The organism is Deltaproteobacteria bacterium (genome assembly GCA_005879535.1).
In the GTDB taxonomy this organism is placed as follows: Bacteria; Myxococcota; Myxococcia; order Myxococcales; family 40CM-4-68-19; genus 40CM-4-68-19.
Genome location: VBKI01000011.1, coordinates 1 through 12,648, shown reverse-complemented (window position 1 = coordinate 12,648; position 12,648 = coordinate 1). Strand labels below are relative to the sequence as shown.

The 12,648-nt window shown below is 66.7% G+C and carries 13 protein-coding genes; 3 read left to right on the top strand and 10 right to left on the bottom strand.

Annotated elements, in window-relative coordinates:
* The 7 genes from E6J58_00740 to E6J58_00710 all read right to left on the bottom strand — a co-directional run.
* Positions 1-481, bottom strand: a 481-nt coding sequence (locus E6J58_00740; GenBank protein TMB43837.1) for a hypothetical protein, incomplete at its 3' end; no start/stop codon positions are given.
* Positions 469-1,161: a hypothetical protein gene (locus E6J58_00735; GenBank protein TMB43836.1), complete on the bottom strand. Its 693-nt coding sequence runs from the start codon at positions 1,159-1,161 to the stop codon at positions 469-471. The genes E6J58_00735 and E6J58_00740, both read right to left, overlap by 13 nt.
* Positions 1,073-1,870 carry a hypothetical protein gene (locus E6J58_00730; protein TMB43835.1) on the bottom strand — a complete coding sequence of 266 codons (798 nt, stop codon included), beginning with the start codon at positions 1,868-1,870 and terminating at the stop codon, positions 1,073-1,075. Before E6J58_00730 ends, E6J58_00735 begins: the two co-directional genes overlap by 89 nt.
* 11 nt (positions 1,871-1,881) lie before the next feature.
* Positions 1,882-2,358: a FixH family protein gene (locus E6J58_00725; GenBank protein ID TMB43834.1), complete on the bottom strand. Its 477-nt coding sequence runs from the start codon at positions 2,356-2,358 to the stop codon at positions 1,882-1,884.
* 12 nt (positions 2,359-2,370) lie between these two features.
* Complete coding sequence (locus tag E6J58_00720; GenBank protein ID TMB43833.1) at positions 2,371-2,700, bottom strand: hypothetical protein; 330 nt, start codon at positions 2,698-2,700, stop codon at positions 2,371-2,373.
* Between the two features lie 31 nt (positions 2,701-2,731).
* Positions 2,732-4,612, bottom strand: coding sequence for a hypothetical protein (locus E6J58_00715; protein ID TMB43832.1), 1,881 nt, complete (start codon positions 4,610-4,612; stop codon positions 2,732-2,734).
* A gap of 96 nt (positions 4,613-4,708) precedes the next feature.
* Positions 4,709-6,190 (bottom strand): hypothetical protein, encoded by a 1,482-nt coding sequence (locus E6J58_00710; GenBank protein TMB43831.1) that lies wholly within the window; start codon positions 6,188-6,190, stop codon positions 4,709-4,711.
* 240 nt (positions 6,191-6,430) lie between these two features.
* Between E6J58_00710 and E6J58_00705 the strand changes: the two genes are divergently transcribed.
* Entirely contained in the window at positions 6,431-6,940 is a 510-nt protein-coding gene (locus tag E6J58_00705) for a YceI family protein (protein ID TMB43830.1), read from the top strand.
* Positions 6,937-8,094: a hypothetical protein gene (locus tag E6J58_00700; GenBank protein ID TMB43829.1), complete on the top strand. Its 1,158-nt coding sequence runs from the start codon at positions 6,937-6,939 to the stop codon at positions 8,092-8,094. The genes E6J58_00705 and E6J58_00700 overlap by 4 nt, the downstream gene beginning before the upstream one ends.
* A gap of 330 nt (positions 8,095-8,424) precedes the next feature.
* Here E6J58_00700 and E6J58_00695 read toward each other — a convergent pair whose 3' ends face one another.
* The 3 genes from E6J58_00695 to E6J58_00685 form a co-directional block, all read right to left on the bottom strand.
* Positions 8,425-9,783: a hypothetical protein gene (locus E6J58_00695; protein ID TMB43828.1), complete on the bottom strand. Its 1,359-nt coding sequence runs from the start codon at positions 9,781-9,783 to the stop codon at positions 8,425-8,427.
* A gap of 50 nt (positions 9,784-9,833) precedes the next feature.
* Positions 9,834-11,432 carry a hypothetical protein gene (locus tag E6J58_00690; protein TMB43827.1) on the bottom strand — a complete coding sequence of 533 codons (1,599 nt, stop codon included), beginning with the start codon at positions 11,430-11,432 and terminating at the stop codon, positions 9,834-9,836.
* A 119-nt stretch (positions 11,433-11,551) separates the two neighbouring features.
* The gene (locus E6J58_00685; protein ID TMB43826.1) at positions 11,552-11,965 is read right to left on the bottom strand and encodes a hypothetical protein; all 414 of its coding nucleotides are present in this window, start codon (positions 11,963-11,965) and stop codon (positions 11,552-11,554) included.
* A gap of 116 nt (positions 11,966-12,081) precedes the next feature.
* Between E6J58_00685 and E6J58_00680 the strand changes: the two genes are divergently transcribed.
* On the top strand, positions 12,082-12,648 hold a 567-nt coding region (locus tag E6J58_00680), incomplete at its 3' end, for a hypothetical protein (protein TMB43825.1).

Sequence of the window (12,648 nt, the reverse complement as noted above, 5' to 3'; positions counted from 1 at the left end):
CGTCGTGCGAAGCCACGATGTAGCTGCCGGTGCTGCTCGAGAGCGTCACGATCGCGAGCACGAACGTGGCGTCGTTCGGATCGGGAAAGAAGTCCGTGACGATCTGGCCGCCCACCGATCCCGTCGAAATCGGCCAGGTGCAGCCGACGTCGCTCGAACGCGTCAGGTTGACGGAGTTCGCGAGGATCGCGCCCGCGGCAGTCACCTGGTAGAACCCGACGTTGGCCGAGGCGAGGGCCGCGTTCGATCCGGCAACGACCCACGGCTCGCAGCTGTACCGCCAGGTCGCGCCGTCATCCTCCGAGACGAGCAGGCCGAAATTAGCGCCCAACAGGATGCGATGCTGAGCGTCGGGCGGGAAGTGGATGCTGAACTCGTCCGGGAACGCTCCGTTCGCGCGCGCCGCGGCCGCCGCGATGGATGAGACGGCGACCAACTTCAGCAGGATGCTCGCTGCGCGGCGCGGCGTCAGGGAGAGCACTTCGAGCGCGTCGGAGCCGGGAACCTGTCCGCGGCGACATTGATGTTGGTGGTGGTCGCGCAGTGCACCGGCTGCCCCGTATTGCGATCCAGATACGTCGCCGTGGCCGTCGCCGGCGTCCACTGCAGAGGCGCGCCCACCGTCAGGTTCTTGAGCGTGCTGCGTACGGAAGGATCGAGGTCGCCGCTCTTGACCAGATCATCGACCACCTCGAGTCCCACGGGCTCGAAGTGCACCTGCAAGGTCACCCGGTCGGGCATCGGAATGAACGATCCATCCTTCGGGAAGAAGCGCTGCTTGTGCGTCTGGTAGAAGTCCGGCGAGCTGATGTCGAAGGTAGGCTTGGCGGGAAGCCCGTTGGTTTCGAAGCTCGCCGCCTCCCAGAACATGTGCACTTCCTTGCCGCTGTCGTCGAACATGCAGTCGCGCAGCAGCCAGCGATCCGGATCGTCTGCAGCGGAGGTCGACGGTGTTTCCTCGGGCACGACGCCGCTCTTATAGATCTCCGTCGAGCCCTGGTAGGCGTGTACCTCGAACCAGGAGCGGCGGTCCTGCTCCGAACCGCTCGGGAACGAGTGACCCGCGGCGACGTTATCGACGATCAGGCTGAGCTGGCCGGTATTCCCGAACTGCTGCACGCAGATCGCTGTCTGCAGCGAGGTGTCGAGCAGCGCCTGCACCTGCGCCTTCTGCCTGTCGGTATCGGGGAAGGGCGTGAGAGCCACGTCGATCGCGGGCATCGTATGCGAGTGCGACCGGCGCAGCGGAGCCCCGGGCACGTTCGCCACCCGCTTGTCCATGGTGCTCTGCGGCATGTGACACGCCCCGCAGGTCGACCCGATGGTCGGCTGGACGAAGGCGGAGCTCTTCCACTCGTTGAAGGTGCGCTCGATGGCCGCCCCGTGCCCGTTGACGATATCGTGGCAGGCGCCGCACATGGTGCCCGATTCCGCCCGGTTCCGATCGAGCAGCGGCGAGTACGCAGCGCCGTGCGGACGTCCGCTGGCCCGTTACGCTCTCCACGGAGTGGCAGAAGTAGCAGGTGATGCCCTTGAGGTGCGGCGGCAGCTGATCGAGGTTGAGCCCGTCCGTCGTGGCGCCCTCCCGGACCGCCACGGGCGCGTGGCAGTTGACGCAGAACTTGCCGAGCTGGCCGTTGGTCTCGCGCTGGCCGCGCGCGTTCATCGCCCGCATCACCGGGTCCTGGGACGAATAGGCGTGCATGCTTCCCGCCCAGTCGTTGAACTGCTCCGCATGGCAGCCGGCGCACGACTGCGGATCGAGCAGCTGCGCGCGGGTGAGCGTGCCCTCCTGTTGCGATCCCCCACCGTGGCACGCGCTGAAGCCAGCGGCCCCGATGGCGAGCGCAAGGATGGATGCGCGGCGCATGGTTCCCTCTGCTATCCCGGAACGCAGAACATGAAGACGGCGCTGTCGGTCGATTCCTTTGCGGTGAAAGTCACCTGCCAGACACCGGCCATGAAGAAATATAGGTTCGTCACCGTGTAGTTTCCGTCGCCATTGCTGGCGACGGCAGGACTGACGGCCGGGCCGTGGCCGTGGTCGGGCATGAACGGCTTCGCGGTCAGCGTCAGATTCGAGAGCGCCGTCCCGTTCGCGTCGGTGACGTGGATGTTCCAGGTGTCGGTCCCGCGCGCGGGCGGCGCCGGCGCGGACTGGTTGAGTGTGAGCTTCATCGTCTTCGCCTGCGACTGGATGGTGACCGGCGGCGAATACGTGAGCACGCGCGGATCGCTCTGGCAGTTGACGACGTCGCCGCTGTCGGCGCTGCCGCCATTCGAGCCGCCGCACGCACAGAAACAGATGGCGATGGCGGCGAGTGCGATGGAACCGCGGATCGGAGCGTCAAGCTGCATGGTTCGCTCCTTTCAATTGTTGGGCGCGCCGCAGACGAGCCACGCGACGAGCGTTTGCCGCTCCTGCGTGGTCGGCTGCGCGTTGCCAGCAGGAGGCATCCTGCAGGAATAGGCCTGCGTCAAGACGGCCTGACGTTGCTGAAACACTCCGCCATACGTGGTGAAGTCGCGCGAAGGTTCCTGCCCGCCGGGGGAGTGGCAGGTCGTGCAGCGGGCATTGATGATGGGACGGACGTCGGACGCATAGCTCGGCTTCGGGTCCGGGCAGGTCGTGCTCAGGTTCGGACAATCCACCGGCTCCGACCCGCCACAGGCCGCCATCAGCGCAACTCCGACGAACATCGCTCTCAACCTCACGCGCGCCCATTCCTCGTCATGGAACGCTGATGAAGAAAGCGGCGTGCCCGTGCGGCGAGTCGGGCGGTTCGTCGGAGCAGTCCTCGCGCAGGGGGAAACGCACGGTCCACTGGCCGGCTGCGTCGAACTGGATCGGTCCCACGACGTAGTTCCCACCGCTCTGCTCGCTCGTCTTCTGGTTGGTGTTCGGGGCCGGGTGCGTGTCGTTGAGATAGACCTCGGCGAGCAGCTTTGCACTCGTCGCCGCCGCGCCCGTCTCCTTGACTGTCGCAGTGACGGTGAAGTTCACGTTCTCGTTCCTGCGGACCGCCGTATTGGTGAACTTGAGGTGGTACTTGCAGTCGTCGTCGTCCGCCTCGGCGTTGTACATCGTCGGGCCGTAGTCGATCGTACCGGCATCTGCCCCCGTGGCAACGCATGACGCGGCGATGTGCTGGAACTTCACGCCGCCGTCGGACTCCCGGCAATGCACGTCTTGCGCGCCCGAAACGGGTCCCCCGGTCGGACCTTCGCTGCCGCCGCTGCAAGCAGCGGCGGCGGCTGCGGCGCACAAGTAACGAATCGGCTTCATGTTCGGGCCCTCCGCAGGAGAAATGTTGCCACTGCCGCGATGCAAAGCAGGTCCACGCCAACGGTGGCGCGACGGATCCCGCGTCAACGATGGCCGTTTCCGCGACCTCGACTTACGTCGGAGGAGCAGCACGAACAACGACGCGACGCAGCAGAGATCGACTCCGGCGCTGGCGCAGTGCGAACCTCCACCGCCGGAGCCGCCCCCGCCCCCACCGGTCTGTCCTCCGTCGACGGTCGAGCCGATTCCGAGCACGCCCTGGATCCGGTTCCAATGCGCAGCGCAGTTCGTCTGCACCGGCGCACACGCGAGCGGACCCTGGAGCTGCGTGAACTTCATCACCGGCGTGAACGTCTTCCCGCCGTCATCACTGAAGTAGAGGCTGTATCCGTCGACCACCATGTCGCCGCAGGCGTAGACCCTCTTCGGCTCGCCGAAGCGTTGTCCCAGACAACGCAAGTGCGGAGCAGGAAGCGGCGTCGCATCGAAGGCGTTGGCGCCGGGCTTGCGCACATAGAGCTCGCCGTTGATGGTACCGGCGTACAAGGTTCCGTCGGTGGCGCGCAGGAAGGAGGTGAGCTGCCCGCGGATGGTGAACGGGTCCTGGAACGTCCGCCCGCCGTCGGTGGTGATGACCACGGCGTCGCTCGTCCCTCCCAGCACGCGCAGATACACGGTGTTTGCGTCTGCGGGATCGACGGCCATGATCCGCGGCTGCGTATCGGGTGCGGTCGGGATGCTGTGTGGCGTCCAGGTTCCCGCGGCTCCCGAGCTCGTGCTCTGCAACAGCTTCGCATCCGTGCCGGAGCTCGAGAGCGAAGTGGCGTAGACGGTCGAGGGCTGCGAGCGGGAGCTTTCGATGCCCGTGAGCAGGTCCGTGGTGGTCTCGTAGAGACGCGCGGCGTCGAACGTCTTTCCGCCGTCGTGGGAGGCAACGATGTAACCTCCTTGCGGCGCCACACCGACGGCCGCGAAGACCAGCGAGGCGTCCGTCGGCGAGGCAAACATATCGAGGATCACCGGTCCGGCGCCCAACCCCGTGGACGGCGGCCAGGTGCAGGCCGTGTCGGTGGAGCGCGTGATCTCGGTTCCGGCGGCGAGGAGCGCGCTTCCATCCGCAGTGACCTGGTAGAAGAGCACGGGCACGTCGGAGAGCGCCGCCGACGAGCCGAGCACCACCCACGGCTCACAACTGTAGCGCCAGGTCGCTCCGGCGTCTTCCGTGACGAGCAGCCCGAAGTTCGCACCGATGAGGATGCGCGAGGGCGCGCCGGGCGGAAAATGGATGCTGAACTCATCCGGGAACGCGCCGTTGGCCCACGCCATGCGGCCGCAACAGAGCGCGGCGACCGCCGCAGCAGCGAAGTAGCGTCTTGCCTTTGTCCCAGATGCCAAGCTTCCCTGGTTGTCCCGTGGCCGGCGTCAGCCCTTCGAGCGCCGCCTTCGCCGCCGCAACAGTTGCACCGCGCCGAGCGCCATCAGGCCCGCGAGGCCGGCGCCCGCGCTGGCGCAGCCGCCTCCGCCGGTGGCCGTCGCCTCCGGGGCGAGCTTCACCACCAAGAAACCGTTGTCCTGATTGGTGAGCCAGATATTTCCGGAGGTCATGCCGCGGTCCTTCGGGAAGCTCGCCTTCGACGTGGCCCAATCGTAATTCCTCACGAATGGCGGCGGGGCTCGGGTCGCGTACTGCGAACCGGGAAGGAGCTTTGTACCTTGGGCGGCCGGCTTGAGGTACGCGATCTCCCTGGGAGAGGTCGGCTCGCTGATGTCGAAGAACCGCCATCCGGCTGCAAAGCAACTGCATGCGGCGATCTTCGCGTTGTCCGCGTCATCGACGTTGCAGTAGTGGCAGGAAAACCCGAAACTCGGTCCAGTCGGCGTGACTGGCGTGCTGCCGACCTGCGTGCAGTACGCGGGGTCATGCACGTCAAGCTGGATCTTGGCCACCGTCTTGGGGTTCTTTGGATCGCTGATGTCGATCAGGCGCGGGAATCCGTTCGGGGAAAGGCCCGCAGAACACCCACTGGCCTGGGCGCCCGACTCGTCGGTGAAGAGGATGTAGGGTTTGCCTTTGATGGTGACTGGTAGCGCATTCTGCGCTCCTCGGCTGCCATCCGCCCAGGCGATGCTGCCGATGATGCGGAAGCCCGGATTGGGCCTTCGCTGCTGGAAGTCGCTGACGTCCAGGAGGATCAATCCGTTGGGACTGGTGCCAGCGAGGTACGCGGTGTTTCCGTCCTTGCTGAACTCGAGGTCGTGAACGACCTGGCTGTAAGTGCCGGGATTGGGATTGACGTAGAAACCCGAGTCGTTGCATCCCGGTGTGTCCTTGCCGCAGGGAATGATCTTCGGATCCGCCGGATCGCTCGTGTCGACGGGGATGACGCTGGGGCTCGGACGCAGGGGCGTGACGTAGTACGTCTTTCCGTCCGGCGCCCATTGGCCAGTATGACCGATATTGCCGGTGAGGGGCTTTGCCGCCTTGAGCGCTGGGTGCTTGCAGTCCGCACTGATGTCATAGATGGCTATTCCGTTCTGGCCCATTTCGGCGGCGGCCAGAAGCTGCCGCTGCGGATTCACCTTCAGCGACTCCCAAGGGTCGAGCATCGCATTCTCGGCAAGCCACGCTGTCGGTGTAGGACGCGTCTCATCGGTGACGTCGACGGCGACCGTGCCCGGGTTGGTCGGCGCGGGTGTCCTGCGCTGGTCGAAATATGCGCAGTTCTTCCATGCGGTCAGTTGCCAGCTAGCGCCTTCACCCTGGTACTGACCGACGATATCGACGTTGCAGTTGAATCCCTGCGCTGCTTTGCCGCTGGCGATCTCCTCCGGAGTAGTCCACCCCGTGATGCCGGTTTCCACGCGGTCGCCCTTGCGACAATGCGCGACGGGAAGGGATGCCATCGCGGCGGCGGCAGGGAACAGCAGCGACAGTCCGGTCAACAACCGTGCAGCGGTCGTGCTTGTCATCGGCGGGCTCGCGACGAGAGGAAGACAGGAGCGCCGGGCACTGTTTGCGTAGCGCGATAAGACGATCAAGTCGTGTTGCGTCATGCAACGTGATCGCAACAAAGCGATCGCCTCGAAGAATGGTCGTGTCGGCCGGATTGACTGATCGCGCAGCAAAATGCATGTGAATGGGCCATGCAAGGACGCGCTGCGTGGTTAGCTGCCTTGGTCGTCGCCGCGGCGCAGCCAAAGATCAGCCGCCCGGAAGTGGTGTTCACCGCGCATGGCAGCCTCGGCATGCGCGTCGAGGGCAAGACGCCCCAGTTGTCGGTGACCCGAAATGGCGACGTCCTCGAGTTCGCCGTGCAGCTCGCGACCCTGCAGACCGGCATCGAGCTTCGCGACCGGCACATGCGCGACGAGGTGCTCGAGGTGCAGCGCTTTCCCGTCGCCACGCTGCGCGTGCCCAATGCGCCGCTGGCGACGGCGAGCACGAGCGGGACCACGCGCGCCGAGTTGACGGTGCACGGGCAGACACACCCGATGGAAGTCTCTTTTCAAGTGGCGCAGCGCGGCGGCTACGATGTCACGGCGACCTTCCGCATGGACCTGCGCGACTACGGCATGACTGCGCCCGTGTATCTTGGCGTCAAGGTGAAGCCGGAGGTCGACGTCTCCGCCGACTTCCATCTGGACGCGCCGTGAGGCTCGCTCCCGTCATCCTGTGGACGGCGCTTGCCGTCCTCTTGCCGCGGCCGGCGCGCGCGTATGCCTGGATGATCCGCCACGGCTACACGACGTGCGCCACCTGCCACGTCGATCCGTCCGGTTCCGGCGTGCTCACGCCCTATGGTCGCGCCCAGGGCGAGATCCTGCTGCAATCGCGCTTCTCGGGAAAACCAGAAGAAGAAGCATCGCCTGCTGCCAACTTTCTCTGGAACGCGGTACGCACCCCGGACTGGCTCCTGGGCGGCGGCGAGGTGCGCTACATGGGCCTGCGCACGAAGATCGGCGACGGCCCCACCGCAGGCGATCTCATCCTCATGCAAGGCGACGCCGCTGCCGCGGTGCAGGTTTCCGGTTTCCGCGCCAGCGCCTCGCTGGGCTACGTCACGAGCACCGGCTCGCCTGCGGCGGTCGCAGGCCAGATCGTGTCCCGCGAGCACTGGGCCGGGTGGGCGTTCGGCGAGGGAGAGCTGCTGGTGCGCGCCGGGCGCATCAACGTGCCCTTCGGCATCCGCAACATTGAGCACACGCAGTTCGTCCGGCAAACGACGCGGACGGACATCAACGATACGCAGCAGCACGGCGTCGCGGTGTCGTACTCGTCGGAGCTGATCCGCGCGGAGGTGATGGGGATCGCCGGCAACTTCCAGATCCAGAAGGACGCCAACCGCGAGCGCGGATACAGCGGTTATGTGGAACTCGCTCCCCTGACGAGGTTCGCCGTCGGGGTGAGCAGCCTCGTCACCCACGCCGCGCAGGACCTGTTCCTGCGGGTGGCCAATACGCGCCAGGCGCACGGCGTCTTCGCGCGGGCGTCGCCGTGGAGGCAGCTGGCGCTCCTCGGGGAGGCGGATTACGTCATCCAGAGTCTTTCCGGAGCGCCGTCGCAGAACGGCCTCGCCAGCATGGTGCAGGCGGACTACGAGCCGTGGCAGGGCGTGCATCTGATCGCGACGGGCGAGACGCTCGACGTCGCGGGCGCGGGCATCTCGTACGGCGGCTGGCTGAGCGCGGCGTGGTTCTTCGCTCCTCATCTCGACATCCGCGCCGATTTCGTGAACCGCAGCGAAGTCGTCGGCGCGAACCGGTACGGGGTGCTCGCTTACATGGCCCAGGGCCATCTCTACTTCTGACATGCGCAAGCTGCTGCCCCTCGCCGTCGCCGTCGTCGCCGCGGGCGCAGCCCGCGCCAGCCCGCAATACCCGACCGCGATCGTGGAGCACTTGAACATCTTCTACTCGCCGGCGTGCGGCCTCTGCCATGTGGAAGGAAAGACGGGCCCCGGGACCGCGGAGATGCCTTTTGCGCGATCGGCCCGCGCGCATGGGCTCGAAGGCGGAAACGTCGGTCTCGTCGCCGTCGCGCTCGACGCGATGATGCGCGACGGCACCGACAGCGACCGCGACGGCGTCAGCGACATCCAGGAGCTGCTCGCGGGGACGGACCCGAACGTCTCCGGCAATCAGTCGATCGAGTTGCGCACGGATCCGGCGTCAGGGTGCAGCTCGGCACGCACCGGATGGAGCTGGCTCGCGCTCCTTCTCGTCGCTCGCAGCGCGAAGCCGAGCAAGAAGAGAAGTGCCAGGGCATCCGCGCCGAGCGACGCGCAGTGCGAGCCGCCGCCGGAGCTGCCGCCGCCTCCCCCGCCGCCTCCACTCTGACCAGCGTCGGCAGGCGCGCCGATCCCGAGCACGCCCTTGATCCGCTCCCAGTGCGCTGCGCAATTGGTGGTCACCGGCCCGCACGTGAGCGGCCCCAGCAGATCGGTGAACTTCATCACCGGCGTGAACGTCTGGCCACCGTCGTCGGTGAAGAAGAGGCTGTATCCGTCCCTGAGGAAGTCACCACAGGCGTAGATCCGCTTCGCCTCGCCCAAGCGCTGCCCCAGGCAGCGCAAATGCGGAGCGGGCCGCGGCGGCAGGAAGTCGGCCGCGCCCGCGGGTCGCACATGGAGCTGGCCGCCCGAAGTCCCGGCGTAGAGTGCGCCGTCGGTGGCCCGCACGAACGAGGTGAACGAGCCGTTGATGCCCAGTACCGTCCGGACGTCCTCGCCGCCGTTCGTGGCAATGGCGATCGCGTCCGTGACGCCGGTCAGCTCCCGAAGATAGATGGTGCCCTTGTCGACCGGATCGACCGCCATGATCCGCGGCTGCGTGCCCGATGCAGTATGGAGATCGTGCGGCGTCCACGTGCGTCCTGAGTCGGTACTCTGCAGCAGGGCGCTGCCGTTTCCGGACGTCTGGACGCTGGTCGCGTACATGACAGCCGGATCGGAGCGCGCAATTTCGACGCCGGTGAGAAGGTCGGCCGTGTCGTAGAGGTGCGCCGGATCGAACGACTTCCCGCCGTCGTGCGACGCGACGATGTAACTGCCATTCGCGACGGCTACGATCGCCAGCACCAGGCCGGCGTCGGTCGGTGCCGCGAAGATGTCGGTGATCACCTGGCCCTGGGTCGTGGTCGGCCACGTGCAGGCGTGGTCCGCCGATCGCGTGATGTTGACGGCGTCCGCCAGCAGGACGCCATCGGTGGTCACCTGGTAGAAGAGCACCGAAGACTCCGGGTTCACCGCCGCGTTCGAGCCGGCGACGATCCACGGCTCGCAGCTGTATCGCCAGGTGGCGCCGTCATCTTCAGAGACGAGGAGCCCGAAGTTCGCGCCGACGAGGATGCGGTGCGGAGTGTCCGGGGGGAAATGGACGCTGAATTCGTCCGGAAACGCCCCGTTCGCGCGCGCCGGTCGCGGAGCCGCCGCAACGCATGCGAGCACCGCGCCGCCGCAAGTCGCAGCCCAGCGAAGACGGCGGGTGCTCCACGTCATGATGCGAAAGCTAAACCGTGCGGGCCTTGTGCGCAGGCCGTACCCGCCGCTCAGGGCTGCGCCCGCCTCCGGCGCCACAGTTGAGCAAGCGCGAGGATGAGCAGGCCGCCGACCGAAGCGTCGGCGCTCGCGCACCCGCCGCCGCTGGAGGCGGTCGCATTCGACGACAGCTTGACGATCAAGAGGCCGTTGTCATGAGCGGTCGTCCAGACGTCGCCGCTCGTCATGCCGCGGTCCTTGGGGAAGCTCGGCTTCGACGTCGTCATGTCGTAGTTCCTGACGAACGTGGCGGGCATCGTCATCGCGTATTGCGAGCCAGGCAGCGACTTCGTTCCCTGCGCCGGCGCCTTGAAATAGGCGATCTCCTTCACCGCATTGACGTTGCTGATGTCGAAGAACCGCAACCCGGCGGCGAAGCAGCTGCAGGCCGCGACGGTGGCGTTGTCGGCGTCGTCCACGTTGCAGTAGTGGCAGGAGTGATTGAAGAACGTCCCAAAGAACGCGCTCGGTCCGCTGGCAGCGATGGGCGCCGCGAGGGCGTCCGCACAGTAGGCCGGGTCCTGGATATCGAGCTGCAGCTTGGCGACGGTCCGCGGATTCTTGAGGTCACTCACGTCGATCAGTCGCGGGAAGCCGGCGCCTGATCTTCCGCCGGCACAGGTCCCCCCACCGCCTTCGTCGCTGAAGAGGATGTACGGCTTGCCTTTGATGGTGATCGGCAACGCGTTCTGCGCCCCGACGCTTCCGTCGTCCCACGTCAGCGACGAGGTCTTGCGATACGCGGGGTTCGTCTTCCGCTGCTGGAAATCGCTGACGTCGAGGATGAGCAGGCCGTTCTTCGCCGCCGTCGACGGGGTCCCAAAGCTGGAACCGAACATGGTCAAGTACGCGGTGTTTCCGTCCTTCGAGAACTCAAGGTCATGCCACTGCGAGAGTGGTATGTCCGAAGTCGCGGTGAAGAAGCCGTTTGCGCCGCACCCCGCCGTGTTAGCGCCGCACGCGAGCGGCTTAGGATTCGAAGCGTCCGTGGTGTCGATGGCCTCGATGCTGATGTCCGTCCTCAGCGGCGTGATGTAGAACGTCTTTCCGTCGGGCGCCCACTGGCCGCTATGACCGAAGCTTCCGGGAATGATGATGGACTTCTTGAGGACCGGATTCTTGCAGTCCGCCGAAATGTCATAGATGGAAAAGCCAGTGCCCGGGAAGTTCTGCGTGGCGTCGGGCCGCTGCCCTCCCGCAAGCAACTGCCTCGCCGGGTTCACCTTGAGCGACTCCCACGGGTCGAGCATCGCCGGCTCGGTGAGCCAGGTGGTCGGCGTGGGGTGCGCCGGGTCCGAGACGTCGACGACTACTGTCCCCCGGTGCGCTTCGTCCGGGTTCAATCTCTGGTCGAAGTAGGCGCAGTTCTTCCAGGCGGTGAGTTGCCAGCTCGCGCCTTGGCCCTGGTACTGCCCGACCATGTCGCTGTTGCAGTTGAACCCTTTCGTCACGGCTCCGCTGGAGATCTCCGCGGCCGTCGTCTGTCCCTGCAGCCCTGACTCCACCTTGTCGCCGCTGCGGCAGTGCGCCGTCGGAACGGAAGCGATGGCAAGCGCCGGCGTCAGCGCAAACAACACCGTCGCGACGCGCACGGCCATGGTCGTGTCCATGTCGGTCTCCGTCTGCACGGATGTGCGGAAGGAGCGCGACCGTGTCAGGCGGCGGCGATGCCTTCAAGTCGCGGCGCGTCAAGTCGTCTGAGCCGCCATCCGACGCGAGTCGGTCGCGACTACAACCACGCTTCGGCCGTCGCTCCAGGATGGCCGCTGCCGGTGCCGTCCGGCAGCACGATGGTGGCCCACCCGCGAAGGCGATCGCCGACGGGCTCGAGATCGACCGCGATGTCTGGCTGGGCGGCGTTCTCCGAGCCGGTTTTCCGGATCCAGAGCTGCAGCAACACCGCCGACTGGAAGTGCTCCACCGAGCCGTTGACGCTCCAGGCGCCGAGATTCTCCGCCACGCAGAGGAACTGCCCGGTGCGCGCCGCCGTGTCGACGATTCCGTCGCAGGAGTAATTCGGATAGGAGTCGCTGCGCGCGAGTCGCACGTGCCAGGTGGCCTGCTCCGGGAAGCGGGGGCGGTCATCGCCTCCACAGGCGATTGCCGTGGCGAGCGAAACGATCGAACCGAATGCTCTGGCCATCGCCCCTCCGCGCGACCAGGCCATCCTTTGCATCCGAGCAGCGACGCGCAACATACGGCGGTGGACGAAGCGAAGATGCGGGGATGCCTGCGCGGTCCGGTAGTCTGCGCGTCCCCATGCGCCTGGGTGCCCTCGCCTCCCTCACCCTTGCCGTCGCAGCTTGTGGCGGTCCTTCCGCGGACCTGACGGATCTCGCCGGCAACACCGGCAAGCGGGAAGCGGTGAGCAAGGAGTACGGCGACCTGCTGCAGGGGACGACCGCCGAAGAGACGGCGCGCCACACGATCGGGCGCACCGAGTTCGTCCGCGTCCGGACGCCCGCCACTGGTCTGGGACCGGTCATGACCGGGGCCGCGTGCCTCTTCTGCCACGACGCGCCGCCCGCGGAAGGAGGCACCAACCAGCGTCTGGAGACGAGATTCGGCAGGCGCAACGAGGATGGCTCCTTCGATCCGCTTCTCTCGCTCGGCGGGCCCATGCTGCAGGATCAGTCCGTCGGCTCGGTGAACGGCGTCACCTGGACGCCGGAGAAGGTTCCCGCTGAAGCGAACGTCGTCGCGCAGCGGCGGACCACGCCGCTGTTCGGTCTCGGGCTCGTCGATGCCACGGCCGACGCGACGTTCCTCGCCATCGCCGCCTGGCAGAAAGCGCACGATCCGGCTGCCACCGGACGGCCGGCGATG